We start from the raw sequence: 25,826 nt of genomic DNA on the forward strand, positions 1-25,826 counted from the left end.
CATGTCTGAAATGACCCCACGCGAAATTGTCAGCGAACTGAACAAACACATCATCGGCCAGGATAACGCTAAGCGTTCCGTGGCGATTGCCCTGCGTAACCGCTGGCGCCGTATGCAGCTCAACGAAGAGCTGCGCCATGAAGTGACGCCGAAAAATATTCTGATGATTGGCCCGACCGGCGTCGGTAAAACCGAAATCGCCCGTCGCCTGGCAAAACTGGCCAACGCGCCGTTCATCAAGGTTGAAGCAACCAAATTTACCGAAGTTGGCTATGTTGGTAAGGAAGTTGACTCGATCATCCGCGATCTGACCGACGCAGCCATTAAGATGGTTCGCGTTCAGGCCATCGAGAAAAACCGCTTCCGCGCTGAAGAGATGGCGGAAGAGCGCATTCTCGACGTGCTGATCCCACCAGCTAAAAATAACTGGGGACAGTCTGAGCAGCCGCAGGAACCTTCTGCCGCGCGTCAGGCGTTCCGTAAAAAACTGCGCGAAGGCCAGCTCGACGATAAAGAGATCGAAATCGATCTCGCCGCCGCACCGATGGGCGTTGAAATCATGGCGCCTCCGGGCATGGAAGAGATGACCAGCCAGTTGCAGTCCATGTTCCAGAACCTGGGCGGTCAGAAGCAAAAACCGCGTAAGCTGAAAATCAAAGACGCGATGAAGCTGCTGATTGAAGAAGAAGCGGCTAAACTGGTGAACCCGGAAGAGCTGAAACAGGAAGCTATCGACGCCGTTGAGCAGCACGGGATCGTGTTTATCGACGAAATCGACAAAATCTGTAAGCGCGGCGAATCCTCTGGTCCGGATGTGTCCCGTGAAGGCGTACAGCGCGACCTGCTGCCGCTGGTTGAAGGCTGCACGGTCTCCACCAAGCACGGCATGGTGAAAACCGATCATATTCTGTTTATCGCTTCTGGCGCATTCCAGGTCGCGAAACCGTCGGACCTGATCCCGGAACTGCAGGGTCGTCTACCGATTCGCGTTGAACTACAGGCGCTGACCACCAGCGATTTTGAGCGTATCCTGACCGAACCGAATGCCTCCATCACCGTTCAGTACAAAGCGCTGATGGCGACCGAAGGTGTGGACATTAACTTCACCGAATCGGGCATTAAACGCATTGCCGAAGCGGCCTGGCAGGTTAACGAAACCACCGAAAACATCGGTGCGCGTCGTCTGCACACCGTTCTGGAACGTCTGATGGAAGATATTTCCTATGATGCGAGCGATTTGAACGGCCAAAGCATCACAATTGATGCCGATTATGTGAGCAAACATCTGGATGCGCTGGTCGCAGATGAAGATCTGAGCCGTTTTATCCTATAATCGCGTTCAATGCATTTTCATCACTGTTGATGGGGCTGATAAAGCCCCATTTTTATTGGCGCTAAATATGACTGAACAACAACAAATTAGCCGCTCACAAGCCTGGCTGGAAAGTTTACGACCTAAGACCTTACCGCTCGCCTTCGCGGCGATCATCGTCGGTACGGCATTAGCATGGTGGCAAGGATACTTCGATCCGCTGGTTGCTCTGCTGGCATTGATTACGGCGGGACTGCTGCAAATTCTGTCCAATCTCGCTAACGACTATGGCGATGCCGTCAAAGGCAGCGACACGCCCGATCGCATTGGACCGCTGCGCGGGATGCAAAAAGGGGTTATCACCCAAGAGCAGATGAAGCGCGCGCTGATCGTCACCGTAGTGTTGATCTGTCTGTCTGGTCTGGCCCTGGTTGCCGTGGCCTGTCACACGCTGGCGGATTTTGTCGGTTTCCTGGTGCTCGGGGGCCTGTCAATTATCGCCGCGATCACTTACACCGTGGGTAATCGCCCTTACGGATATATCGGTCTGGGCGATATTTCCGTGCTGGTATTCTTCGGCTGGCTCAGCGTGATGGGAAGCTGGTATTTACAGGCCCATACGCTGATTCCGGCGCTGATTCTGCCTGCCACCGCCTGCGGCCTGCTGGCAACCGCTGTGCTCAACGTCAACAATCTGCGCGATATCAACAGCGACAGAGAGAATGGCAAGAACACGCTGGTCGTGCGTTTAGGCGCCGTGAATGCCCGCCGCTACCATGCCTGCCTGCTGATGGGTACGCTGGTCTGTCTGGCGCTGTTTAACCTGTTCTCGCTGCAAAGCCTATGGGGATGGTTGTTTATTCTTGCCGCTCCGCTGCTTTTCAAACAGGCGCGTTACGTGATGCGTGAGATGAACCCTGAGGCAATGCGCCCGATGCTGGAACGCACCGTAAAAGCGGCACTATTAACTAACCTGCTGTTTGTCGTTGGAATTTTCTTAAGTCAGTGGTCTCTTTAACTGACAAATATCAATTAACAATTGATGATTTTGCCAACAGTACACATAGCGCGATATACTAAAAATTCTCGCAGCAACTAAACGTTAAGCCTATGAAATACGATACATCCGAGCTTTGTGACATCTATCAGGAAGATGTCAACGTCGTGGAACCGCTGTTCTCTAACTTTGGGGGACGGTCGTCGTTTGGCGGACAAATCATCACGGTAAAATGTTTCGAGGACAACGGGTTGCTGTACGATCTGCTCGAACAGAACGGCCGTGGTCGCATTCTGCTGGTCGATGGCGGCGGTTCTGTTCGCCGCGCGCTGGTCGATGCCGAACTGGCGCGGCTGGCCGTACAGAATGAATGGGAAGGTCTGGTCATCTACGGCTCAGTACGCCAGGTAGACGATCTGGAAGAACTGGATATCGGCATTCAGGCGATTGCCGCCATTCCGGTAGGCGCTTCAGGTGAAGGCATTGGGGAAAGCGATGTGCGCGTCAACTTTGGCGGCGTGACCTTCTTCTCCGGCGACCACCTGTACGCCGACAACACCGGGATAATCCTCTCCGAAGACCCGCTCGATATCGAGTGATCAAAAAGGCACCGCAAGGTGCCTTTTTTTATGCGTTTCCGTCGTACCCACCTTTTGCACGCCTTGCAACTGTAGCTATTTGCCGCAACTGATGAAGCTACTTACAGCGGCTCTATCTCCCCCTTCCCACCCTGCGTGTTATTTGTCTTAATAAACAACAAGTTAAAAACATGGCACGCCTTATGCTTTATACCACTATATCCAATCAAAGCGCATAAGGATTTTTTATGAAGAAAAATGCAGTGGTTATTAACCCGCAAGATAGCGTTGCTACTGCTATCCAGCCCCTCAAGGCCGGAGACGTCGCCAACATGTTTGTTGGCAATGAAAATCTGACCATCACCTTACGGGATGACATCCCTTACGGTCATAAATTTGCCATTAAAGCCGTTGCGCTTCATGGCGAAGTTTACAAATACGGTGAATCCATTGGTCGGGCAACAAAGCCTATCCAGACCGGAGATTATGTTCATGTTCATAATGTTGAAAGTGAACGTGGCCGTGGGGATTGGAAATAAAGGCTGAAGGAACAAGTGAAAATGAAAAAAACAATCAAAGGTTATCGTCGTCCGGATGGCAGCGTGGGTATTCGCAACTACGTCTTAATTTTACCTACCAGCGTTTGCGCCAATAAAGTGGCCCAGGACATCTCCGCTCAGGTTCATGGCTCAACCTGGCTTAATAATGATTTTGGTTGCTGCCAGATTGCTGGTGATGCTGCATTAACCGAAAAAACACTGATCAACGTTGCCAGGAACGGCAACGTTGGCGCCATACTCGTTGTCGGATTGGGTTGTGAAGGCGCTGAACCTACTCACATTGCGCAAGAAATCACGAAATTTGGTAAGCCGGTTTCCTGCATCACAATTCAGAATGAAGGGGGGACCTTGCAGTGTCAGGCGCGCGGAATTTCAATCGCACGTCAGTATGCGCAGGATTTGTCCCAGCAAGACTACGAAGAAATAAACGTCAGCGAGTTGATCCTCGGAATGGAATGCGGAGGTTCTGATACCACTTCTGGCCTCGCCTCCAACCCTGCCTGTGGTGTTGCATCTGATTTGTTAGTTAACGATGGTGGCACATCGATTCTTTCAGAAACCACCGAATTCATTGGCGCAGAACACGTTGTTGCTCGTCGGGCCATTAATTCACAAGTCGCAGACGATTTAATCAAGCTGGTAGTGGGGTGTGAAGAAAGAGCGAAAGCCCTGGGCGCAGATATCAGGGGCGGGCAACCGACGCCAGGTAATATCCAGGGCGGTATCACCACCATTGAGGAAAAATCTCTGGGCTGCATGCACAAAGCGGGTCATTCACCGCTACAGGGCGTCCTGCAATACGCAGATTTCCCTGGCGGTCGTGGACTATGGGTGATGGACTCCCCTGGACAAGATATCGAATCCATCTCCGGGATGGTGGCCGGCGGCGCACAAATTATTATCTTTACTACCGGGCGCGGAACCCCCACGGGAAACCCGATTGCGCCAGTGATCAAAATCACCGCCAACGAAGAAACATTTACCAAAATGCGCGACAACATTGATATTGATGTTTCATCGATTATGCGGGGAGAATCTTCTATTAATGAGATGGGCGAGGTGATTTATCAGGAAATCATTAAGGTTTCTAATGGTAAAACAACCAAAGCTGAAGATCTTGGGCATAAGGAATTCTCTATTTACAAGATCGCACCAACATTTTAAGACGATAGAAATATAACCCTATACGGTGGGAATAAATAACATATTCCCATCATTTATATCCGTTACGAAAACACGGAAGTCTCCTCATGAAAATAAAACAAACAATTGAGAAATTCCCAGGCGGGATGATGGTAATCCCGTTATTGATCGGAGCATTATTAAAGACATTTTGTCCTGGTGCTTTAGAAATAGGGAGCTTTTCGACGGCGGTAGCTCATGGCGCTCTCGCTATCCTGGGCGTATTTTTTGTCTGTATGGGCGCTGAAATCCGCCTACAGGCCGCGCCGGTCGCCCTGAAAAAAGGGTTCGCCATTATGCTGTCCAAGTTGGTTGTCGGGACAGCAATTGGCTTACTGGTCGCAAAGTTTTGCGGCGCCAACGGCTTCTTTGGTTTGTCTGCACTCGCCATTATCGCGGCGATGACCAATGCGAATATGGGCCTCTATGCTGCACTGACCAAACAGTTTGGCAATGAAACCGATGCGGGCGCTATCGCTGTGCTTTCCGTACTTGAAGGCCCCTTTCTGACGATGGTGGCGATGGGTGCCGCTGGGCTGGTGTCGATCCCAATAATGGAGCTGTTCGCCGTTGTTTTACCAATACTGATTGGTATGCTGCTCGGAAATCTGGATGAGGATATGCGTTCGTTCCTGAAAAGCGGCGGCGCGATGCTGATCCCCTTCTTCTCTTTTGGTCTGGGTACCGGAATTGATTTCAGCACCCTGCTGATGGCCGGATTCGCAGGGGTTATTCTGGGTCTCATGACCGCATTCATTGGCGCGCTGATTAATGTTGCCGTCTCCCGTTTTGTCGGAGGTTCAGGCATCGCCGGAGCGGCAGTCTCCACGACGGCCGGTAACGCCGTTGCGACCCCCGCAGCCATCGCCGCGGTTGACCCCAGCGTGTCAGCATTAATCGCCGTAGCGACGCCGCAGATTGCCGCCTCTACGATCGTCACCTCCTTAGTCGTACCGTTTATAACCGCCTGGGTTGCTCGCCGCGAACAAAGGAGAATCGCCCAACGCCAGCAGTTATCAAAAACATAAATTCCACAGAGTTGATCGAAAACAATTCCGCTGTTCACCATTTATGTGACAAAAAGATTGCAGAAACAGTAAGTCGTGAATGGATTACTGTTTCTGCAATAATGCCGACAACTGTTTCCACCGTTATCGACTTCACATCATGATCATGCTGGATTCAACATGTTAAAATTACCTAATATTTACATCGTTTCTCCTTTACAAGCGCTCTCTCTCGAAGCTGAACGCCTGTCTATCCGATATAAGCACATCGCAAATCTAACGATATTAAATGCTACCCTCGACGATGTTGATTCCGTGATCCCGATATTGCGCACGAATTCCCCTGATCTTGTGATTAGTCGCGGTGGCATGGCATGGATGCTTAAACAAAAAATACCGCAGCCTGTCATTGAAATAAAAACATCCGCCTATGATATTATCGATGCCCTCAGGCCATATCTTGGGCTCAATAAAAATATTGGGGTTATTGGGTTTCGCAGCGTTATCGACGGCTGTATGAAAATAGCCAGGATGCTTAATCTGCAACTCACTGAGTTTATCATTGACGAAATGGCCAACCCTTGCATTGAGAATGTCAGAAATGACTTTGTCAATTACACACAAAATAACCAGATAGATCTTATTATTGGCGATGCCATTTGCCCGCTTTATTTTGGCACACACAGCATGGAACATTTCATCCCTTTCCATTCAGGTGTCGAGTCCATAGAACTGGCATTACATGAGGCAATTCAGCTGTATCAGGCGCTCGCTAATGAGCGCATTGAGCAAAACCAGCTAAACCTGTTACTTGACCACACCAATAAATTCATTCTTCTCATTGATAATTGCGGTAAGGTCATTCACTGTAACCATAAAGCCGTCGAGCTTTTACAACTCAGTAAACATGATTTAATCAGTAAAAAAATACCTTCCTTAACGCTAAACTGGGAAGACCTGCAAAATAATATCCCGATAGAAAATGAGTTAATCAACACACCCTATGGCGAATTTGTGGTTAACCAGTTCCCCATTGTAGAAAACGAAAATCTCAACCGCGTGGTGATCACCCTCCAGACATCATCTAACTTACAGAATGCTGAGCAGAAGATAAGAATCAAAGAAGCGAAAAAGTTAGGATTTCACGCCAGGTATCACTTCGAAGATTTTATTACCTGCAACCGTGAAATGCAGGATCGCTTAAGGTTAGCCAGAATATATGCGGAAACCGAAGCAACAATACTGCTACTCGGTGAAAATGGTACCGGCAAAGAGGTTCTGGCGCAGAGCATTCATAACGCCAGTTCACATCGCAATGGGCCATTTGTTGCGGTTAACTGCGGCGCAATCCCCGCTTCAATTATGGAAAGCGAACTCTTTGGATATGTCGATGGCGCGTTTTCCGGTGCCTCTAAAAAAGGCCGCGCAGGGATGTTTGAACTGGCGCATAACGGCACCATCTTTCTTGATGAAATCAGCGAACTGGATAAGTTCTTACAAGCAAAACTCTTACGCATTCTGCAAGAGCGCCAACTGATGCGCCTGGGCGCAGATCACATGATTCCGGTTAACGTCCGCGTTATTGCGGCCACAAACCGAAACTTACCGGCAATGATTGCAGCCGGTGATTTTAGAGAAGACCTTTTTTATCGCTTGAATGTGCTCAAGGTCACCACATTACCGTTACGTGAACGCCCGGACGATATCCAACTTATTGGGCAAACAACTTTAGATGCGCTGAGAAAGTCCTATCAGCTGCCTCCCATTGCATTGAGCGAAAGTTTATGGAGTGAGCTGAAAAAATATTTATGGCCGGGTAACGTACGTCAGTTGAATAATATTATGGAGCGCCTGGCGTTATCGTTTTCATCCGGTGTGGTGTCTCTTTCTGCCGCCACGTTACTGATTGAGGATTTACAAGCCGATAAAGCGTCTTCCCCCCAACAACCTCGCCATCACTGCCCGGACTGCCAGTTGCTCGAAGGGCCGTATAAACGGATCCGTAGCCGTATTCTCAAAGGGGTGCTACTACGACAGCAAAACAACAAAAGCCGTGCAGCGAAGCAACTGGATATTGACCGTAGCTCGTTCACCCGTTGGCTTGGTGATTGATGGGAAAGCCCGCAAGCAAGGCCGTTATCAAAGATAAGTATTGCCGGATGTCGGCTTACACCTTATCCGGCCTACAAACTAAATCCTCTATAGATTTCGCGTCAGGGCAAGGCGGCAAGTAAGTGAATCCCCAGGAGCATAGGCCACTATGTGACTGGGGTGAACGCACGCAGCCAACGCCGCCATAACGTGAAATATGACGAGGATTAGACTTCTTCCATACGACCCAGCAGGGCATGCAGACGATCCTGCCAGCCGTTCTGCTGTTCTTTCAGATTGTTGTTCTCACGCTCCAGTTCTTCACGCTGCTGCTGTGCAGACTGAACTTCCTGCGACAGCGAGTTGTTCTTTTCTTTCAGCTCTTCGATTTCCATCTGCAACAGCGTGATGGTATCAATCGCCTGCTGTACTTTTGCTTCCAGTTTCTCAAACACTTCTAATGACATCGTCATACCTCTCCTGAATTGCAAGGCGTTGATGGATAAAAATCCTCGTCCCGATAACCGGCGACGCCTTAATAAAAACGAGCGCACTCTACTTAACACCGATTGTATGAAGCCGCGTCATCCCTGTCCAGCGGCATCCCGCGCAGATTGCGGTTTGCAACACTTTTAGTCTTTCTCCTGGTGACATGACTGTCATAACGCTTAAGTGTTAAGAGATTGATCGGTGAAATGATTCAGCTCACACTATTTTTGTATAACAAATACCGCGCAATGGCGCGAAAACGCTCATTTTGTTGATGCAGTACACACATTTTAATTTCGATATTTCTCGTTTTTGAGCGTTAACGATAAATTAACAGTGTGCCTACCGGCTCCGGGGATGTCAGTGACCTTCTCGCACACAATAAACATTAAACTCTCTTCAGGATCCGATTATGAGTCAAACATCAACCTTAAAAGGCCAGTGCATTGCTGAATTCCTCGGTACCGGGTTGTTGATTTTCTTCGGTGTGGGCTGTGTCGCTGCACTCAAAGTGGCCGGGGCTACTTTTGGTCAGTGGGAAATCAGCATCATCTGGGGTCTGGGGGTAGCGATGGCTATCTATCTGACCGCAGGCGTTTCTGGCGCACACCTGAATCCAGCGGTCACCATCGCACTCTGGCTGTTTGCCTGTTTTGATAAACGCAAAGTCGTCCCTTTTATTATTTCGCAAATTGCCGGCGCCTTTTGCGCAGCGGCATTGGTTTACGGGCTTTATTACAATCTTTTCCTCGATTTCGAACAAACCAATCATATCGTGCGCGGCAGTACCGAGAGCCTGGGTCTGGCAGGTACTTTCTCCACCTATCCGAACCCGCATATCAATTTTGTGCAGGCCTTCGCGGTTGAAATGGTCATTACCGCTATTCTAATGGGGCTGATTCTGGCCCTGACCGACGATGGTAACGGTGTACCTCGTGGTCCGCTGGCGCCACTGCTGATCGGCTTACTGATTGCCGTTATTGGTGCTTCCATGGGTCCGCTAACAGGTTTTGCGATGAACCCGGCACGTGACTTCGGACCGAAACTGTTCGCCGGATTGGCCGGATGGGGTGAGATTGCCTTCACGGGTGGTCGTGATATCCCTTACTTCCTGGTGCCGGTGTTTGGCCCGATTACCGGCGCAATTTTGGGCGCATGGGCCTATCGCAAACTGATTGGTCGTCATTTACCGTGCGATGTCTGCGCGATTGAAGAGAAAGACGTTGCGGCCAACACTCAACAAAAAGCTTCGCAGTAATGTGACTACGGGACAAAAAATTATGACTGAAAAAAAATATATCGTTGCGCTCGACCAGGGCACCACCAGCTCCCGCGCGGTCGTAATGGACCACGATGCGAATATCGTTGCCGTTTCACAGCGCGAATTCGAGCAAATCTACCCGAAAGCAGGTTGGGTAGAACACGACCCAATGGAAATTTGGGCAACCCAAAGCTCCACGCTGGTTGAAGTGCTGGCGAAAGCCGATATCAGTTCCGATGAAATTGCCGCGATCGGTATTACCAACCAGCGTGAAACCACCATCGTCTGGGAACGTGAGACCGGTAAACCAATCTATAACGCCATTGTATGGCAGTGTCGTCGTACCGCAGATATCTGCGAGAAGCTCAAGCGCGACGGTATGGAAGAGTACATCCGCAATAACACCGGCCTGGTGATTGACCCGTACTTCTCCGGTACCAAAGTGAAGTGGATCCTCGACCACGTAGAAGGTTCGCGTGAGCGCGCCCGTCGCGGTGAACTGCTGTTTGGTACCGTAGACACCTGGCTTATCTGGAAAATGACGCAGGGGCGTGTACACGTCACCGATTACACCAACGCCTCACGTACCATGCTGTTCAACATTCACTCCCTGGACTGGGACGACAAGATGCTGGATGCGCTGGATATTCCGCGCGCCATGCTGCCGGAAGTACGTCGTTCTTCTGAAGTGTACGGTCAGACCAACATCGGTGGTAAGGGCGGCATTCGTATTCCTATCTCCGGTATCGCCGGTGACCAGCAGGCGGCGCTGTTCGGCCAGCTGTGCGTGAAAGAAGGGATGGCGAAAAACACTTACGGTACCGGCTGCTTCATGCTGATGAACACCGGCGAGAAAGCCGTTAAGTCCGAAAACGGGCTGCTGACCACCATCGCCTGCGGACCGACCGGAGAAGTGAACTACGCCCTGGAAGGCGCGGTGTTTATGGCGGGTGCCTCTATCCAGTGGCTGCGTGATGAAATGAAACTCATCAGCGATGCATTCGACTCTGAGTATTTCGCGACTAAAGTGAAAGACACCAACGGCGTGTACGTCGTTCCGGCATTCACCGGTCTGGGCGCACCGTACTGGGACCCGTATGCGCGTGGCGCCATCTTCGGTCTGACCCGTGGCGTAAACTCCAACCACATCATTCGCGCAACGCTTGAGTCTATCGCTTACCAGACCCGTGACGTACTGGAAGCGATGCAGGCTGACTCCGGCATTCGCTTGCACGCCCTGCGCGTCGATGGCGGTGCGGTCGCCAACAACTTCCTGATGCAGTTCCAGTCGGACATTCTCGGCACGCGCGTTGAGCGCCCGGAAGTCCGCGAAGTCACTGCGCTGGGTGCGGCTTATCTGGCCGGTCTGGCGGTCGGCTTCTGGCAAAACCTGGATGAGCTGCAGGAAAAAGCGGTCATCGAGCGTGAATTCCGTCCTGGCATCGAAACCACCGAACGTAACTTCCGTTACAGCGGCTGGAAAAAAGCAGTCAAACGCGCCATGGCGTGGGAAGATCACGACGAGTAATACGTCATTGCCGGATGGCGACGCTAAGGTGTCTTATCCGGCAATATCTTCGTGCGGGGACAACCCCGCACACACATCAATAATCTCGCCCCCTCCCCTGTGCTACACTTCGCGCCATTCCTTTCAGCTACGAGTTTGCAATGAGACGAGAACTTGCCATTGAATTTTCACGCGTGACCGAAGCGGCCGCGCTGGCTGGCTATAAATGGCTGGGCCGCGGCGATAAAAATACCGCTGACGGCGCGGCGGTGAACGCCATGCGTATTATGCTCAACCAGGTCAACATCGACGGCACCATCGTGATTGGCGAAGGTGAAATCGATGAAGCGCCGATGCTGTTTATCGGTGAGAAAGTCGGTACGGGTCTTGGCGATGCGGTAGACATCGCAGTCGATCCTATCGAAGGCACGCGTATGACGGCAATGGGCCAGGCAAATGCGCTGGCGGTACTGGCCGTGGGCGATAAAGGCTGCTTCCTGAACGCGCCGGACATGTACATGGAAAAGCTGATTGTCGGCCCAGGCGCAAAAGGGTCCATTGACCTGAACCTGTCGCTGGAAGCCAACCTGCATAACATTGCCGCCGCGCTGAACAAACCCCTGAGTGACCTGACCGTCACTATCCTGGCAAAACCTCGCCATGATGACGTTATTGCAGAGATGACGAAACTGGGCGTGCGCGTATTCGCTATTCCCGACGGCGACGTTGCGGCTTCAATTCTGACCTGCATGCCTGACAGCGAAGTTGACGTGCTGTACGGCATTGGCGGCGCACCGGAAGGTGTGGTCTCCGCCGCCGTTATCCGCGCGCTGGATGGCGATATGCAGGGCCGTCTCCTGGCGCGTCATGACGTCAAAGGCGACAGCGAAGAAAACCGCCGCATTGGCGAACAGGAACTGGCCCGCTGCACCGCGATGGGCATTGAAGCGGGCAAAGCGCTGCGTCTGGACGAAATGGCGCGCAGCGACAACGTCATTTTTTCTGCCACCGGCATCACCAAAGGCGATCTGCTGGAAGGCATTAGCCGCAAAGGCAATATCGCGACCACCGAAACGCTGCTGATCCGCGGCAAATCGCGCACAATCCGCCGCATTCAGTCGATTCACTATCTCGATCGCAAAGATCCCGATGTGCAGGCGCACATCCTGTAATTGATTTGATCAATAGAGCCTTCCAGCCCATCCGGGCTGGAAATCTTTCGTCCAACGAACGAAGATAAGGCAATCAAAGCAGACAGGAGAAAACCATGGCAGATTGGGTAACAGGCAAAGTCACAAAGGTGCAGAACTGGACCGATGCCTTATTTAGTTTGACCGTGCGAGCTCCGGTTCTTCCTTTTACTGCTGGCCAGTTTACCAAGCTTGGCCTGGAAATCGACGGCGAGCGTGTCCAGCGCGCCTATTCCTACGTGAATGCGCCCGACAATCCCGATTTAGAGTTTTATCTGGTGACGGTTCCCGACGGCAAACTCAGCCCTCGTTTGGCCGCGCTGAAGCCTGGCGATGACGTTCAGGTGGTCAGTGAAGCCGCTGGCTTCTTCGTGCTGGATGAGGTCCCCGATTGCGACACGCTATGGATGCTGGCGACCGGCACGGCTATCGGCCCGTATTTGTCGATTCTGCAGTTAGGCAAAGATCTGGATCGCTTTAAAAATCTGGTGCTGGTCCACGCCGCGCGCTATGCCGCCGATTTGAGCTATCTGCCGTTGATGCAGGCGCTGGAAAAACGCTACGAAGGTAAATTACGTATCCAGACCGTTGTTAGCCGTGAAACTGCGGCAAATTCGTTGACCGGACGAGTGCCAGCGCTGATTGAAAGCGGTGAGCTGGAAAAAGCGGTAGGTCTGCCAATGGATAAAGAAACCAGCCACGTAATGCTGTGTGGAAATCCACAAATGGTGCGCGACACGCAGCAACTGTTGAAAGAGACCCGGCAGATGACCAAACACCTGCGCCGTCGACCAGGCCATATGACCGCTGAACACTACTGGTAAGAACGTTTTACTGCCCGGTAAGCGTCCCGGGCATTTTGCCGGATGGCGACGCTAACGCGTCTTGTCCGGCCTACGAGTCAGCTCTGTACTTTACGTCCTGCGTATCTTTACCGTATTTATTTTCGTCCTGGGTGCCGACAAACGCGCCCAGATCGATAAGCATGCCGACCAGAATCAGCGTCGGAAGAAAACGGCCTACCGCCCATTGCCAGACGCCAGGTAACATCGCCCAGTTTCCGGCCAGCAGCATCCACGCCAGAATCATCAGCAACGCCCACGCTCCTGAACGACCTCGGTCATGCAGACGCTTTACCGTCACCGCCGCCGTCGGCCATAGCAGACACACCAGACAAAATGCTGCGGTTTGAATATCAAGTAATTGCTTACTTGCCAGGGAGAACAACGCCAGCATACTGACGATCCACAGACCTATCCAAATCCAGAAATCACGGCGTCCAATACGCCCTTTAAATGAGAATAACCACTGCTGTATGGTCATGTAGGTTCCTTTATTATTACCTTCCAGGACAGTTTACCCTTTTGACAAGCCGGACGGTTACCGTTTTAATCGTGAGCAGTGAGAATGAAAGGTACAATTGATGAAGCAAGGATTTACACTGTTTTTATTACTGTTTTCAGCCTTAACCGTAAGCACTACAGCGCAGGCGGAAGAGCTATCGACGGCAATCACGGCCCCCTATTTGCTGGCGGGCGCGCCGACTTTTGATCTATCGATTAGCCAGTTTCGTGAAAACTTTAATACACAGAATCCAAAGCTTATCCTCAATGAATTCCGTGCCATCGACAGCAGCCGCGACCGGGCGAATCTCACCCGCGCCGCCAGCAAAATTAACGAAAATCTGTATGCGTCATCCGCGCTTGAACGCGGTACATTGAAAATCAAAAGTATGCAGATCACCTGGCTACCGATTCAGGGGCCTGAACAAAAGGCGGCGAAAGCGAAAGCGCTGGAATACATGACCGCCGTCATTCACACCGTCGCGCCGCTGCTGACAAAAGAACAAAGTCAGAAAAAGCTGCAAAAATTGCTCGCCGCTGGCAAAGGTAAGCACTATTACGCCGAAACAGAAGGCGCTATTCGCTATGTCATAGCAGATAACGGTGAAAAGGGGCTGACCTTCGCTGTTGAACCGATTAAGCTGGCACTATCAGAAAGTCTTGAGAAGGCGAATTGATGACAAAAAGCAAAGCCTTTCCGCAGACGAATCTCTATACTGTTTCACAGACCATGCTGCCCTGACGGGCGGCCATATTCCTTAATTCGCTGACAAGCGTGGAGAAATGAAATGCGACATCCTTTAGTGATGGGTAACTGGAAACTGAACGGCAGCCGCCATATGGTAAACGAACTGGTTGCTAATCTGCGTAAAGAACTGGCTGGCGTTGCTGGCTGTGCAGTAGCGATTGCTCCGCCGGAAATGTATATCGACCTGGCGAAACATGCCGCTGCCGGTAGCCACATCATCCTGGGCGCGCAGAACGTTGACCTGAACCTGTCTGGCGCATTCACCGGTGAAACAAGCGCTGAAATGCTGAAAGATATCGGCGCGCAGTACATCATTATCGGTCACTCTGAGCGCCGTACTTACCACAAAGAGTCTGACGAACTGATCGCGAAGAAATTTGCTGTGCTGAAAGAGCAGGGTCTGACTCCCGTTCTGTGCATTGGTGAAACCGAAGCAGAAAATGAAGCGGGCAAAACTGAAGAAGTCTGCGCACGTCAGATCGACGCCGTTCTGAAAACTCAGGGCGCTGCGGCATTCGAAGGCGTAGTTATCGCTTACGAACCAGTATGGGCTATCGGTACCGGTAAATCTGCAACTCCGGCTCAGGCTCAGGCTGTTCACAAATTCATCCGTGACCACATTGCTAAAGCTGACGCGAAAATCGCTGAACAGGTTATCATCCAGTACGGCGGTTCCGTGAACGCGGGCAACGCTGCTGAACTGTTCGCTCAGCCGGACATCGACGGCGCGCTGGTTGGCGGTGCTTCTCTGAAAGCAGACGCCTTCGCAGTTATCGTTAAAGCAGCAGAAGCCGCTAAACAGGCTTAAGTTGTATGGCGGGAGGAGCACTCCTCCCGTCGCATCAGGTTTACCAGTATCCCAGCCAGTGCCACCAGAAGGCGCCGGTTATCCCCCAAATGGTCAGGTTGACCACACTCATTACCAGTCCCGTTTTCCACCACTCCGCCAGCGTGACATAGCCTGAACCAAAAATGATAGGCGCAGTACCCGTGCCATAGTGCGTGAGCGACATCATCAGCGAGGAGGAGAAGCCGAGCATCAACCCAAGCAGCGCCGGCGGCGCGCCGAGGCCTAATCCTGCGGCGAAGAATGCAGCGAACATCGCCGTGATATGCGCGGTTGTACTGGCGAAAAAGTAGTGCGAGTAGACGTAAAGCAGGATCAGCAATAGCGTCGCGATGCTCCAGTGCACACCAAGATGGTCGATTGCGCTACCCACGCTGGTTGCCAGCCACCCCACCAGCCCCAACTTGCTGAGAAAATCCGCCATCATTACCAGCGCCGCGAACCAGACTATGGTATCCCACGCGCCACGGCACTTAAGAATGTCATCCCAACTTAATACGCCCGACATCAACAGAATCGACAAACCAATTAACGCGGCGCTGGTAGGGTTTACACTCCAGCCACTGCCCATCAACATCGCGGGCACTCCCGCCCACAGGCAGAGCAGCAAAATGAAGACTGCCAGAGTAATTTTCTCTGCCAGTGAAAGCGGACCTAGCGCATCCAGTTTTTGTCGTGCGAACTGAGGCGCATTTGGCGTGCGTGTGATGGCTGGCGGGTAGAGCCACCAGATAACAATCGGCATAACGACCAGTGAGACCACCGCGGGAAGCAGCGCGGCGATAGCCCACATTCCCCAGGTCATATTCAGCACACCATCGGTTCCCTTCGTTAAAAAGCTAACGATTAAGGGGTTAGGCGCGGTCGCGGTGATGAACATTGCCGAGCTGATGGGGTTAATGTTGTAATTCACCAGCGCCAGATAGCGGCCCGTTGAGCCATTCTCGTTGTTGCCCGGCTGCGATCCGAGGCTTTCCGCAATCGCCCGCATTACCGGGTGAATAATACCGCCGCCACGCGCCGTGTTGCTTGGCGTAACCGGCGCAATCAGGGTTTCCGCAAGGGTTAATGCCCACGCAATACCCAGCGTTCTTTTACCAAACAGCGCAATAAACCCGTAGCCAATACGCGCGCCCAACCCGGTCTTTAACAGGCTTTGCGACAGCATGATGGATAAACCAATCAGCCAAATCAGTTGATTAGAGAAGCCGCTCAAGGCATCGTTCAGCGCGGCCGAGGGTTTACCGGGGTTAGTGACGCCGGTCATCGCCACCAGCATAATCGCCACAACCGCAATGGCGCCAATGGGCATGGCTTTACCGATAATCGCTGCGATCGTACCAATGAACAACGCCAGCAGATGCCACGCTTGCGGAGTGACGTCAGGCGGACACGGGATAACAAACCAGATGGCCAGCGTGATCGCGAGCGAAATGATGGCAGGCCAACAGCGGATAGGGGTCAAACTGTCCATGAATCAATCCTTGAGTTTCCAGTGCGCAAATCTGCGCCCCGGTATTAACCGCCATCAGCCCAAATAAAACAATTCATCATCTCACAAAACAAAAAATTAACATTTAGATACAGTTATAATTTACCCAGTATACTGAACCAGAGGTAATCCAACGGCAGAAGCAACAGATACGTTGCCGCCGCCAGCGCCATACACAGCAGCATCCCCGCCCTTGCAGGCACTTTCCCAAGCGCCATCGCCACAACAATGGGTGAAGCCTGATACGGCAGCAGCGGTGTGGAATACCCCAGAACCTGAATCATAATCACCGACAGCAGCGGGAATCCCGTGGCATCGGCAAAGCTTTGCGCCAGCGTGGTATACAGCGCCGGAACACCGTTTGCCGTCATAATAAAATTGAGTGCGGTGGTAATGCCGGTCAGCGCGAGGAAGCTGGTGAACGGTTTTTCCGCGTCCAGCGGCATCACCTGTAACAGCGCCTCGCCCACCGCACTGCCAATACCGGTCTGCGTGACGGTGATCGCCAGCCCCAGAATACCCGCCACGTAGATACAGGTACGGATATTGACCCCACTGGAAAACTCCTCGCCATTAATAAAGCCAACCCGAGGTAGCAGCGTGATAACCGCCGCCGCCAGTCCGGTCCACGCTGGACCAATGCCGTGCCAGCTTTCGCTTACCCACAAAAACAACACCACCGCTAACATCCATGCCAGACGTTTTTCATCCCGGCTCATCGGCTCAGGCGGCGTCAAATCTCGCGGCGCATGGGGCTTACCAGGAAACAGCCAGCAGATAAGTACGATGAGTATCGCGCCTTTGAGCCAGCCCAGAACCGGCGTATGCAGCAGTAAATAAGGCAGATAATTCAGGTGGATACCGTAAGAACCTTCCGCTGCGCCGCTCATCACCAGATTCGGCACGTTAGCGGGTAAAATCGTCGCGGAAAGCTGGAACGTCCCAAACCCGACGGCCAGCGCCAGACCATACCAGGCTCGCGTGCCGTCGTTAATTCCCGCCCGTTTCGCCATCGCGGCAACAATCGGCATCAGTAGCGCAATGCGCCCCATGTTGGACGGCATTACAAACGCCAGCGCATAACTTAGCAGTACCACACTCGCTACCATTAACGGCCAGGAGTCGGTCAATCGCGATGACAGCGCCCTCGCCGCCCTGTCCGCCAATCCCGTTTTACGAATCGCGATACCCAGCACGAATCCACTGAAGACCAGCCAGAACGCCGACGACGCAAAGCCGCCAAAAATCACATCCGGTGGCGCGATTTTGGCCACCATCGCCACGGCAAAGAACAGCAGCGCCGTTATAAATTCCGGCAGCAGCGACGTCGCCCAGAGAAGAATGGTGATGCCAACCACCAGAGAAGGGATAAACAGAGGGTGCGAAAGCCAGAGCGACATGCCTGTCTCCTGTTGTTTTTTTCAACAAGAATACGGGGACAGGCATGCGGAGTAAACGCCAGATTAGGTAGGGTTAGCGCAGAATATCACATTGATGATCCTGAATTTCCTCAGCAGAGGCGAGATTCAGCGACAGCAAGTTACGCTGAGTCGCCAGCAGGACAAAGGACTCATCGCTCTGGCGCACCATCGCCAGCGCATAGCTGCCCATATGTTCTCGCGCATCCGGTACTTCTTCCGCCAGCATAATAAACGGGCTGCGTTGCGCCAGTTCATTCTCCGTGACGCGACGCGCCAGATATTCATGCCCACGTAATCCACCCGGCAAAGGCAACCAGCGGGTGCTGATTTTCGCCATGTTGTCATCCAGTTGTTTTCTGACATCGGTCCGCAGGCAGGAGATATGAATGTGTAGGTGATTTTGCGTACGACCGCTACGCGAGTTAATGGTCAGCGATACCGCTTTGTCAGGGATCTCCTGACCGTATTTTTGGCTCATAAAGCTACGCGCCTGCCAGGCCAGCCAGAAAAAGTTCGGCGTGCCTGATTCCAACAGCAACGGGCTTTCCGTACCATTGATACGGTAACCAGGCATCAACAGATATTGCAGCGGACCGTTACGATCTTTGAACACCACATATCCGGCGTCTGGTTTCACTTCCACGCACGGTGCGGGATCCTGCTGCTGCAACTGGTGCGGCAAGCATTGCTGAAGAACAATCTGGCGTAACGCGTCCGGGTTGCCGGTGAATTTCCAGTAACCAATGCCAGCAGCGGCAGCCACCACAATCACCGCCAGTAAAAGATAGCCTGCTTTTTTCATTACGCGTTCCCTGTATCCTATTGAGGGGCAAGAGTAACGCAAAACCATGACAAATAAAAAACCCGGTCGCGTTATGCCACCGGGTTGGTAACTCACAGATTTATTTAACGCTTGCTGATCTGGTCGAACGTACCGCCGTTAGAAAAGTGCTCTTTCTGTGCTTTCGTCCAGCCGCCAAACTCTTCGTCAATGGTGAACAGCTTCAGCTTCGGAAAGACATTTTCGTATTTCTTCGCCACTTCAGCATCACGCGGACGGTAGAAGTTTTTCGCTGCTATCTCCTGACCTTCCGGCGAGTAGAGATACTTCAGGTAGGCTTCCGCTACCGCTTTGGTGTCTTTCTTTTCCACCACTTTGTCGACCACGGAAACGGTCGGCTCCGCGAGAATCGATTCACTCGGGGTCACTATCTCGAATTTATCTTTACCCAGTTCGTTCGTCGCCAGTAGCGCTTCGTTTTCCCAGGCAATCAGCACATCACCGATACCGCGTTCAACGAAGGTATTGGTTGAGCCACGCGCACCAGAGTCCAGCACTTCAACGTTTTTAAACAGGGCTTTGACAAAGTCTTGCGCTTTGGCCTGATCGTTATTGTTGTGGTGCAGGGCGTAGCCCCATGCCGCCAGATAGTTCCAGCGTGCGCCGCCTGAGCTTTTCGGGTTTGGCGTAATGACCGATACGCCCGGTTTGATCAGATCGTTCCAGTCATGAATTTGTTTTGGATTGCCTTTGCGGACCAGGAAAACGATGGTGGAGGTGTAAGGTGCTGAGTTATCCGGCAGACGCTTGATCCAGTTTTTATCGATACGACCACGTTCAGCAATAGCGTCCACATCGTAAGCCAGCGCCAGCGTCACGACATCGGCTTCAATGCCATTAATGACGGAAGTCGCCTGTTTACCCGAACCGCCGTGCGATTGGCGGATCACGACGTTGTCGCCAGTTTCCTGCTTCCAGTGCGCGCTAAAAGCTTTGTTGTACTGCTCGTACAGTTCACGCGTTGGATCGTACGATACGTTAAGTAACTGAATGTCCTTTGCCAGAACGCTGGTCGATGCCAGCAATAATGTTAACCCTACGCCCCATTTGTTCATCGCCCAGCTCTCTTATGTGGTGTTGTGATGAGCAAAGCGTGCCAGAAAGCGATCCAAACATTAAAGAATAAAAAAAGATTTGCTATAACTTCGAGGAATAAATCTGAGGGATTGCCGGATGGCGGCTAGCGCCTAATCCGGCCTGCAAGTCTCAGCAACCTGAAGGCCGGATAAGCGTAGCGCCATCAGGCGCGCAAAAAACAATCAGTACAGTTTTTTCGCGCAGTCCAGCCAGTCACCTTTGAACGGACGCTTCATGTTTTCGATAGCGTCGATGATGTCATGGTGAACCAGTTTTTCGTTCTGAATACCTACGCAACGGCCACCGTGACCTTCGAGCAGCAATTCAATGGCATACGCGCCCATACGGGACGCCAGAATACGGTCATAAGGAACCGGAGAACCACCACGCTGGATGTGACCCAGTACGGTTGAACGCGTTTCACGGCCCGTTTCTTTCTCGATGTAATGCGCCAGTTCGTCAACATCACACATGTGCTCAGTGATCGCTACAATCGCGTGCTTTTTACCTTTCGCGATACCGGCTTTGATTTCAGCAACCAGATCATCACGGCTGAATTCTACTTCCGGAACCACTACGAACTCACAACCGCCGGCAATCGCTGCCGCCAGGGTCAGATCGCCACAGTAGCGGCCCATCACTTCAACGATAGAGATACGCTGGTGAGAAGAAGAGGTATCACGCAGACGGTCAATCGCTTCGACGACAGTACCCAGCGCGGTGAAATAACCGATGGTGTAGTCGGTGCCCTTGATATCGTTGTCGATAGTACCCGGCAGACCGATGCACGGGAAGCCCATTTCAGTCAGGCGTTTCGCACCCATGTAAGAACCGTCACCGCCGATAACAACCAGGGCGTCGATGCCACGCTTCTTCAGGTTTTCGATAGCCACCGCACGCACGTTTTCGTCGCGGAATTCCGGGAAGCGGGCAGAACCGAGGAAGGTACCGCCACGGTTGATCATGTCGGACACGCTATAGCGGTCAAGCTGGACCATACGGTCTTCATACAAACCCAGGTAGCCATCATGGATCCCCATGACTTCCAGCCCTTCCGTCAACGCTGCACGCACAACACCACGGATTGCTGCGTTCATGCCCGGCGCATCACCGCCGCTTGTCAACACACCGATTTTCTTAATCATGACTACCTCTGAACTTTGGAATGCAAAATGAAATCTGCTGCCGGAAGTCGATTCCGCATATCGAAACGATCCAACGAATATGCAGATAGTATAACAATCACTTCCTGCTGAATTGATTCAGGTCAGGCCAAATGGTGGTAATTTATACACAAAATGCTGGCCTGGTTCACTTTTTTTACAACGAATTATGAAAGCTCAAACATCTTGCCTTCCTTGGGTACGACCGAACAGGGATCCTGATGAATGATGACATCCGATCCCGGGAAACGTCGCAAAATTGCCTGCTCGACCTGCTCAGCCACTACATGCGCCTGAACGAGCGGCAGATTATCTTCCATTTCCAAATGAATCTGAATAAAGCGGGTCGGCCCTGACTGCCGCGTACGAAGATCGTGAGCGCCGCTGACTCCCGGCCATGACGTCACGATATCAATAATTTCCTGACGTTCTTCATCGGGTAAGGCGCGATCCAACAATGACTGTACCGCCTCATACCCCATGCGTAATGCGCTATATAAAATATAGATGCCAATCCCGAGCGCAAACAAGGCATCTGCGCGATGCCAGCCGTACCATGCCAGCCCAAGCGCAATGAGAATCGCACCGTTCATCATAACATCAGACTGATAATGAAGCATATCCGCCCGAACTGCCTGACTTTGCGTACGCTTTACCACCCAGCGCTGAAACGAGACCAGTATGATTGTGCACACTAACGCAATGATGGTGACAATCACCCCGACACCGGGATCTTTCATCGGCGTGGGTTGGATAAGATGCTGAATCCCGGTCAGGAATAAAAACAGCGCCGAACCGGAAATAAACATGCTTTGCGCCAGCGCCGCCAGCGATTCCGCTTTACCATGTCCGAAGGTATGTTCATCATCGGCCGGCTGCAAAGAATAGCGCACCACCAACAGGTTGGTTAACGACGCCGCGATATCCACCAAAGAATCCACCAGTGCAGCCAGAATACTGACCGATCCGGTGTACCACCACGCAAAAATTTTGATCAAAAGTAACAGCGATGCCATCACGGTCGCCGCGATTGCCGCCCGACTAACCAGCCGCCCATAGGTTTGATTCATAAACACTCCTGCCATCATCTTGGCGTAGTATAACTCATAGCGATGATCGTCTGACGACAGCGAAGTGTAGAAAATGAGATATAACCGTTTAGCACCAGCCTGAGTAAACAATTATCAACAAAGTGAATAATAGAAAACATTTTATATATATATCATTTAGCATCAATTAAAAATCAAACGACCTAAATAATAATAAAAATCGGCACAGCCTCTGAATTACTCATAATTAATATTGCCTTTACTACTCTTTTTTAATTATATTTTCCTTGCAGGTCACTTATTCACTCTGTAATAGATAAGTCAAGCGAATATAAAGGAAAAAATAATGAAACATAGTATATGTACTGCGCTTACGCTCGCCCTGCTTTCAGGCTCTGCGGCAGCCGCGACGCAAAGCATGCAATGCCCAGCGCCAGAAAACATCACTTATGAAAACCATATTTATACCTCTCCCGTTACCTTATCCGGATGGGAAGGGAGCTGGAATTCTCAAGTACACCAACAGAAGGACATTAAACGCTTCGTCACTGCACTTTATTTTGCAAAAAATAAACTGGCTGAAGGCGTATTAGTCAACTGCACTTACGAACTGGCAAACGGCCAGGAAATTGACCTGACGTATAGCCGTAAAGGGAAAGAGAATATACTCAGCAATCTGATTGTGTCGATTGAAGGAAACGATAACTGGTATCCTGAATCGGCCGCGAAAACCGAACGTTTTTATGATTGCGACAAGTCAGCAGACGCCTGCGGATTCGAACCACTGCAGACAGTCTATAACTGATCCCTTCTCCCTTCGCCTGCCACCCAAGCACGCCCCATCAGAGACCGTTTTTTGGGCAAAAAAAACCCCCACATCATGTGGGGGAAGACAGGGATGGTGTCTATGGCAAGGAAAACAGGGTTACTACTGGGAACGTGAGTTGCTACTACTCAATAAATTCAACGATGAGCTTTTTTGCCAGTGCGCGACGTCGCGCAGTTGCTCCATTCGTTGTTCATGTTTCTCATTTAAAACCGCTTGCTGCTCGGGCGTTAACAGGCGATACATCTGGTTGCGAATCCTGGCTATTTCAACCTGGCGGGCAACCTGTTCTTGCGCCATTCTTTCTGCCTGAGCGCGCACAGCGCCTTCATCAAATTTCTCTGCGGTGACAAGGCGATGCATTGTCTCCATTTCGCTAACATTAACAGGAGGCTGTTCGTGTCTTGCCTGCTGCATTAAATCTCGCATCTGTTGACGTTGATGTTCGGTTAAACTGATACCGTCAAACATGTGGCTCTGTACGCTGCGTTGCGCGGAGCCTTCACCCAGGTGCCAGTGATCGCCTGTGACGACTTCAGCTGCATGGCTTAAGGTACTGAATGCCAGCGTTGAGGCCATGACGGCAGCGGTAACTTTGCCCATCACTTGCTCCCAAAATCTTTTCTGTCGCGATTCAACGAGAGACAGTTTACGATTCGGGCTGCAAACATGCGTCAGGGGGTGTAAAACAACGTAAAGTCATAGATTAGCGACGCCTGATGACGTAATTTCTGCCTCGGAGGTACGTAAACAATGAATAAAATCCTGTTAGTTGATGATGACCGAGAGCTGACTTCCCTGTTAAAGGAGTTGCTCGAAATGGAAGGTTTCGATGTGCTGGTTGCCCATGATGGGGAACAGGCGCTCGAGCTTCTGGATGACAGCATCGATTTACTTTTGCTCGACGTCATGATGCCGAAGAAAAACGGCATCGATACACTGAAAGCGCTTCGCCAGACACACCAGACCCCCGTAATCATGCTGACCGCTCGCGGCAGCGAATTGGATCGCGTTCTCGGCCTTGAACTGGGCGCGGACGACTATTTACCGAAACCGTTTAACGACCGCGAACTGGTCGCGCGCATCCGCGCTATTCTGCGTCGCTCGCACTGGAGCGAACAGCAGCAGAGCAGCGACAACGGTTCGCCGACTCTGGAAGTGGATGCGTTAAGCCTCAACCCTGGTCGCCAGGAAGCCAGCTTCGACGGGCAAACTCTGGAGCTAACCGGCACCGAATTCACCCTGCTCTATTTGCTGGCGCAGCATCTCGGCCAGGTGGTTTCGCGTGAACATCTAAGCCAGGAAGTGCTGGGCAAACGCCTGACGCCTTTCGATCGCGCGATCGACATGCATATCTCGAACCTGCGTCGTAAGCTGCCAGAGCGTAAAGATGGGCATCCGTGGTTTAAAACGCTGCGTGGTCGCGGCTACCTGATGGTCTCCGCTTCATGATAGGGAGTTTAACCGCACGCATCTTTGCCATCTTCTGGTTGACGCTGGCACTGGTGTTGATGTTGGTACTGATGCTACCCAAGCTCGACTCACGTCAGATGACCGAGCTACTGGACAGCGAGCAGCGCCAGGGGTTGATGATTGAGCAACACGTTGAAGCTGAACTGGCGAACGATCCACCCAACGATTTGATGTGGTGGCGTCGCTTGTTTCGGGCGATAGACAAGTGGGCGCCGCCAGGACAGCGGTTATTACTTGTTACCACGGAAGGACGCGTGATCGGCGCAGAACGCAACGAAATGCAGATCATTCGTAACTTTATTGGTCAGGCCGATAACGCCGACCATCCGCAAAAGAAAAAATACGGTCGCGTTGAGATGGTCGGGCCTTTTTCCGTCAGAGACGGTGAAGATAACTACCAGTTGTATCTCATTCGACCTGCCAGCAGCTCGCAATCTGACTTTATCAACCTGCTGTTCGACCGACCGCTGTTGTTGCTGATCGTCACCATGTTAGTCAGCTCTCCGTTATTGCTCTGGCTTGCCTGGAGTCTGGCGAAACCGGCGCGTAAGTTGAAAAACGCGGCAGATGAAGTGGCCCAGGGCAACCTGCGCCAGCATCCGGAACTGGAAGCCGGTCCGCAGGAGTTTCTGGCGGCGGGCGCCAGCTTTAACCAGATGGTGACGGCGCTGGAGCGGATGATGACCACGCAGCAACGCCTGCTGTCGGACATCTCTCACGAGTTGAGAACGCCGTTGACGCGTCTGCAACTGGGCACTGCCCTGCTGCGTCGTCGTAGTGGCGAGAGCAAGGAGCTGGAGCGCATTGAAACAGAAGCGCATCGGCTGGACAGCATGATCAACGACCTGCTGGTGATGTCACGTAATCAGCAGAAAAACGCGCTGGTCAGTGAAACGGTGAAAGCCAATCAGCTATGGGGCGAAGTGCTGGATAACGCCGCCTTTGAAGCCGAGCAAATGGGTAAATCGCTCACGGTGAATTTCCCGCCGGGTCCGTGGCCGCTGTACGGTAACCCAAATGCGCTGGAAAGCGCGCTGGAAAATATTGTGCGCAACGCCCTACGCTATTCACACACGCAGATTGAAGTGGGCTTCGCGGTGGATAAAGACGGGATCACCATCACCGTGGACGACGATGGTCCGGGCGTCAGCCCTGAGGACCGGGAGCAGATTTTCCGTCCGTTCTATCGTACCGATGAGGCGCGCGATCGCGAGTCTGGCGGAACGGGTCTGGGTCTGGCGATTGTGGAAACCGCGATCCAGCAGCATCGTGGCTGGGTGAAGGCCGAAGACAGCCCGCTGGGTGGTTTACGGCTGGTGATTTGGTTACCGCTGTACAAACGCGCTTAACAGGCTTCCCCGGTCACGTATTG

Annotated in this window: 25 protein-coding genes; 16 read left to right on the forward strand and 9 right to left on the reverse strand. The window is 52.0% G+C overall.

Translation table 11 applies throughout. From position 1 onward, the window contains the following. The first annotated feature begins 1 nt into the window (after position 1). From hslU to OOJ59_RS20665, 7 genes are all read left to right on the forward strand, one after another. On the forward strand, positions 2 to 1,333 hold the full coding sequence (hslU, locus tag OOJ59_RS20635) for an HslU--HslV peptidase ATPase subunit (RefSeq protein WP_038636017.1): 1,332 nt from the start codon (positions 2 to 4) through the stop codon (positions 1,331 to 1,333). Between the two features lie 67 nt (positions 1,334 to 1,400). After that, on the forward strand, positions 1,401 to 2,330 hold the full coding sequence (gene menA / locus OOJ59_RS20640) for a 1,4-dihydroxy-2-naphthoate polyprenyltransferase (RefSeq protein ID WP_160955458.1): 930 nt from the start codon (positions 1,401 to 1,403) through the stop codon (positions 2,328 to 2,330). A gap of 92 nt (positions 2,331 to 2,422) precedes the next feature. Continuing rightward, positions 2,423 to 2,908, forward strand: a complete 486-nt coding sequence (gene rraA / locus OOJ59_RS20645; protein ID WP_008787034.1) for a ribonuclease E activity regulator RraA — start codon at positions 2,423 to 2,425, stop codon at positions 2,906 to 2,908. A gap of 227 nt (positions 2,909 to 3,135) precedes the next feature. Continuing rightward, complete coding sequence (locus OOJ59_RS20650) at positions 3,136 to 3,426, forward strand: UxaA family hydrolase (RefSeq protein ID WP_038636007.1); 291 nt, start codon at positions 3,136 to 3,138, stop codon at positions 3,424 to 3,426. 21 nt (positions 3,427 to 3,447) lie between these two features. Further along, positions 3,448 to 4,611, forward strand: coding sequence for a UxaA family hydrolase (locus OOJ59_RS20655; RefSeq protein WP_085049743.1), 1,164 nt, complete (start codon positions 3,448 to 3,450; stop codon positions 4,609 to 4,611). Positions 4,612 to 4,697: 86 nt separating this feature from the next. Continuing rightward, positions 4,698 to 5,657, forward strand: coding sequence for a 2-keto-3-deoxygluconate permease (locus OOJ59_RS20660; RefSeq protein ID WP_038636001.1), 960 nt, complete (start codon positions 4,698 to 4,700; stop codon positions 5,655 to 5,657). Positions 5,658 to 5,816: 159 nt separating this feature from the next. Continuing rightward, positions 5,817 to 7,748 carry a sigma 54-interacting transcriptional regulator gene (locus OOJ59_RS20665; RefSeq protein ID WP_087856660.1) on the forward strand — a complete coding sequence of 644 codons (1,932 nt, stop codon included), beginning with the start codon at positions 5,817 to 5,819 and terminating at the stop codon, positions 7,746 to 7,748. Between the two features lie 206 nt (positions 7,749 to 7,954). Here OOJ59_RS20665 and zapB read toward each other — a convergent pair whose 3' ends face one another. Continuing rightward, positions 7,955 to 8,200, reverse strand: coding sequence for a septal ring assembly protein ZapB (gene zapB / locus OOJ59_RS20670; protein ID WP_019077914.1), 246 nt, complete (start codon positions 8,198 to 8,200; stop codon positions 7,955 to 7,957). Positions 8,201 to 8,628: 428 nt separating this feature from the next. On the opposite strand from zapB, the gene OOJ59_RS20675 reads away from it, so the two are divergent. From OOJ59_RS20675 to fpr, 4 genes are all read left to right on the forward strand, one after another. Beyond that, positions 8,629 to 9,474, forward strand: coding sequence for an MIP/aquaporin family protein (locus OOJ59_RS20675; protein ID WP_038635996.1), 846 nt, complete (start codon positions 8,629 to 8,631; stop codon positions 9,472 to 9,474). Between the two features lie 22 nt (positions 9,475 to 9,496). After that, positions 9,497 to 11,005 (forward strand): glycerol kinase GlpK, encoded by a 1,509-nt coding sequence (gene glpK, locus OOJ59_RS20680; protein ID WP_085049741.1) that lies wholly within the window; start codon positions 9,497 to 9,499, stop codon positions 11,003 to 11,005. 140 nt (positions 11,006 to 11,145) lie between these two features. Beyond that, positions 11,146 to 12,156, forward strand: coding sequence for a class II fructose-bisphosphatase (gene glpX / locus OOJ59_RS20685; RefSeq protein WP_199952901.1), 1,011 nt, complete (start codon positions 11,146 to 11,148; stop codon positions 12,154 to 12,156). A gap of 95 nt (positions 12,157 to 12,251) precedes the next feature. Then, positions 12,252 to 12,998: a ferredoxin--NADP(+) reductase gene (gene fpr, locus OOJ59_RS20690; RefSeq protein ID WP_038635988.1), complete on the forward strand. Its 747-nt coding sequence runs from the start codon at positions 12,252 to 12,254 to the stop codon at positions 12,996 to 12,998. Between the two features lie 70 nt (positions 12,999 to 13,068). Here fpr and OOJ59_RS20695 read toward each other — a convergent pair whose 3' ends face one another. Next, on the reverse strand, positions 13,069 to 13,497 hold the full coding sequence (locus OOJ59_RS20695) for a DUF805 domain-containing protein (protein WP_038635986.1): 429 nt from the start codon (positions 13,495 to 13,497) through the stop codon (positions 13,069 to 13,071). 100 nt (positions 13,498 to 13,597) lie between these two features. On the opposite strand from OOJ59_RS20695, the gene OOJ59_RS20700 reads away from it, so the two are divergent. Together OOJ59_RS20700 and tpiA are read left to right on the forward strand one after the other, a co-directional pair. Further along, entirely contained in the window at positions 13,598 to 14,194 is a 597-nt protein-coding gene (locus tag OOJ59_RS20700) for a YiiQ family protein (RefSeq protein WP_160955456.1), read from the forward strand. 111 nt (positions 14,195 to 14,305) lie between these two features. Next, entirely contained in the window at positions 14,306 to 15,073 is a 768-nt protein-coding gene (tpiA, locus tag OOJ59_RS20705) for a triose-phosphate isomerase (RefSeq protein WP_038635981.1), read from the forward strand. A gap of 40 nt (positions 15,074 to 15,113) precedes the next feature. Here the strand turns inward: tpiA and OOJ59_RS20710 are convergent, their stop codons facing one another. The 6 genes from OOJ59_RS20710 to fieF form a co-directional block, all read right to left on the reverse strand. Beyond that, complete coding sequence (locus OOJ59_RS20710) at positions 15,114 to 16,586, reverse strand: DASS family sodium-coupled anion symporter (RefSeq protein ID WP_160955455.1); 1,473 nt, start codon at positions 16,584 to 16,586, stop codon at positions 15,114 to 15,116. A gap of 113 nt (positions 16,587 to 16,699) precedes the next feature. After that, positions 16,700 to 18,004, reverse strand: coding sequence for an SLC13 family permease (locus OOJ59_RS20715; protein WP_085049740.1), 1,305 nt, complete (start codon positions 18,002 to 18,004; stop codon positions 16,700 to 16,702). Between the two features lie 73 nt (positions 18,005 to 18,077). Continuing rightward, on the reverse strand, positions 18,078 to 18,827 hold the full coding sequence (locus OOJ59_RS20720) for a CDP-diacylglycerol diphosphatase (RefSeq protein WP_038635973.1): 750 nt from the start codon (positions 18,825 to 18,827) through the stop codon (positions 18,078 to 18,080). Positions 18,828 to 18,931: 104 nt separating this feature from the next. Continuing rightward, a complete protein-coding gene (gene sbp / locus OOJ59_RS20725) occupies positions 18,932 to 19,921 on the reverse strand; it encodes a sulfate/thiosulfate ABC transporter substrate-binding protein Sbp (protein ID WP_038635971.1) in 990 nt (329 codons plus the stop codon). 204 nt (positions 19,922 to 20,125) lie between these two features. Beyond that, positions 20,126 to 21,088: a 6-phosphofructokinase gene (pfkA, locus tag OOJ59_RS20730; RefSeq protein ID WP_006686196.1), complete on the reverse strand. Its 963-nt coding sequence runs from the start codon at positions 21,086 to 21,088 to the stop codon at positions 20,126 to 20,128. A 185-nt stretch (positions 21,089 to 21,273) separates the two neighbouring features. Further along, entirely contained in the window at positions 21,274 to 22,176 is a 903-nt protein-coding gene (gene fieF / locus OOJ59_RS20735; protein ID WP_038635968.1) for a CDF family cation-efflux transporter FieF, read from the reverse strand. A 325-nt stretch (positions 22,177 to 22,501) separates the two neighbouring features. On the opposite strand from fieF, the gene OOJ59_RS20740 reads away from it, so the two are divergent. Then, entirely contained in the window at positions 22,502 to 22,960 is a 459-nt protein-coding gene (locus OOJ59_RS20740) for a DUF3757 domain-containing protein (RefSeq protein ID WP_160956430.1), read from the forward strand. 123 nt (positions 22,961 to 23,083) lie between these two features. Here OOJ59_RS20740 and cpxP read toward each other — a convergent pair whose 3' ends face one another. Continuing rightward, positions 23,084 to 23,584, reverse strand: coding sequence for a cell-envelope stress modulator CpxP (cpxP, locus tag OOJ59_RS20745; protein WP_160956431.1), 501 nt, complete (start codon positions 23,582 to 23,584; stop codon positions 23,084 to 23,086). Between the two features lie 150 nt (positions 23,585 to 23,734). Between cpxP and cpxR the strand changes: the two genes are divergently transcribed. Both cpxR and cpxA read left to right on the forward strand, forming a co-directional pair. Beyond that, positions 23,735 to 24,433, forward strand: a complete 699-nt coding sequence (gene cpxR, locus OOJ59_RS20750; protein ID WP_038635960.1) for an envelope stress response regulator transcription factor CpxR — start codon at positions 23,735 to 23,737, stop codon at positions 24,431 to 24,433. Then, positions 24,430 to 25,803, forward strand: a complete 1,374-nt coding sequence (cpxA, locus tag OOJ59_RS20755) for an envelope stress sensor histidine kinase CpxA (protein WP_042313425.1) — start codon at positions 24,430 to 24,432, stop codon at positions 25,801 to 25,803. The genes cpxR and cpxA overlap by 4 nt, the downstream gene beginning before the upstream one ends. Positions 25,804 to 25,826: the final 23 nt, after the last annotated feature.

Source organism: Citrobacter sp. W9 (assembly GCF_026719375.1).
GTDB classification, from domain to species: domain Bacteria; phylum Pseudomonadota; class Gammaproteobacteria; order Enterobacterales; family Enterobacteriaceae; genus Citrobacter; species Citrobacter werkmanii.

Bases quoted from the DNA above. Each gene is read 5' to 3' on its own strand.
- cpxP (WP_160956431.1), bottom strand. From the start codon at position 23,584: ATGGGCAAAGTTACCGCTGCCGTCATGGCCTCAACGCTGGCATTCAGT.
- fpr (WP_038635988.1), top strand. From the start codon at position 12,252: ATGGCAGATTGGGTAACAGGCAAAGTCACAAAGGTGCAGAACTGGACC.
- OOJ59_RS20675 (WP_038635996.1), top strand. From the start codon at position 8,629: ATGAGTCAAACATCAACCTTAAAAGGCCAGTGCATTGCTGAATTCCTC.
- pfkA (WP_006686196.1), bottom strand. From the start codon at position 21,088: ATGATTAAGAAAATCGGTGTGTTGACAAGCGGCGGTGATGCGCCGGGC.
- rraA (WP_008787034.1), top strand. From the start codon at position 2,423: ATGAAATACGATACATCCGAGCTTTGTGACATCTATCAGGAAGATGTC.
- OOJ59_RS20695 (WP_038635986.1), bottom strand. From the start codon at position 13,497: ATGACCATACAGCAGTGGTTATTCTCATTTAAAGGGCGTATTGGACGC.
- glpK (WP_085049741.1), top strand. From the start codon at position 9,497: ATGACTGAAAAAAAATATATCGTTGCGCTCGACCAGGGCACCACCAGC.
- zapB (WP_019077914.1), bottom strand. From the start codon at position 8,200: ATGACGATGTCATTAGAAGTGTTTGAGAAACTGGAAGCAAAAGTACAG.
- OOJ59_RS20665 (WP_087856660.1), top strand. From the start codon at position 5,817: ATGTTAAAATTACCTAATATTTACATCGTTTCTCCTTTACAAGCGCTC.
- cpxA (WP_042313425.1), top strand. From the start codon at position 24,430: ATGATAGGGAGTTTAACCGCACGCATCTTTGCCATCTTCTGGTTGACG.
- OOJ59_RS20660 (WP_038636001.1), top strand. From the start codon at position 4,698: ATGAAAATAAAACAAACAATTGAGAAATTCCCAGGCGGGATGATGGTA.
- OOJ59_RS20715 (WP_085049740.1), bottom strand. From the start codon at position 18,004: ATGTCGCTCTGGCTTTCGCACCCTCTGTTTATCCCTTCTCTGGTGGTT.
- OOJ59_RS20740 (WP_160956430.1), top strand. From the start codon at position 22,502: ATGAAACATAGTATATGTACTGCGCTTACGCTCGCCCTGCTTTCAGGC.
- OOJ59_RS20650 (WP_038636007.1), top strand. From the start codon at position 3,136: ATGAAGAAAAATGCAGTGGTTATTAACCCGCAAGATAGCGTTGCTACT.
- OOJ59_RS20700 (WP_160955456.1), top strand. From the start codon at position 13,598: ATGAAGCAAGGATTTACACTGTTTTTATTACTGTTTTCAGCCTTAACC.
- menA (WP_160955458.1), top strand. From the start codon at position 1,401: ATGACTGAACAACAACAAATTAGCCGCTCACAAGCCTGGCTGGAAAGT.
- OOJ59_RS20655 (WP_085049743.1), top strand. From the start codon at position 3,448: ATGAAAAAAACAATCAAAGGTTATCGTCGTCCGGATGGCAGCGTGGGT.
- OOJ59_RS20720 (WP_038635973.1), bottom strand. From the start codon at position 18,827: ATGAAAAAAGCAGGCTATCTTTTACTGGCGGTGATTGTGGTGGCTGCC.
- cpxR (WP_038635960.1), top strand. From the start codon at position 23,735: ATGAATAAAATCCTGTTAGTTGATGATGACCGAGAGCTGACTTCCCTG.
- glpX (WP_199952901.1), top strand. From the start codon at position 11,146: ATGAGACGAGAACTTGCCATTGAATTTTCACGCGTGACCGAAGCGGCC.
- OOJ59_RS20710 (WP_160955455.1), bottom strand. From the start codon at position 16,586: ATGGACAGTTTGACCCCTATCCGCTGTTGGCCTGCCATCATTTCGCTC.
- hslU (WP_038636017.1), top strand. From the start codon at position 2: ATGTCTGAAATGACCCCACGCGAAATTGTCAGCGAACTGAACAAACAC.
- fieF (WP_038635968.1), bottom strand. From the start codon at position 22,176: ATGAATCAAACCTATGGGCGGCTGGTTAGTCGGGCGGCAATCGCGGCG.
- sbp (WP_038635971.1), bottom strand. From the start codon at position 19,921: ATGAACAAATGGGGCGTAGGGTTAACATTATTGCTGGCATCGACCAGC.
- tpiA (WP_038635981.1), top strand. From the start codon at position 14,306: ATGCGACATCCTTTAGTGATGGGTAACTGGAAACTGAACGGCAGCCGC.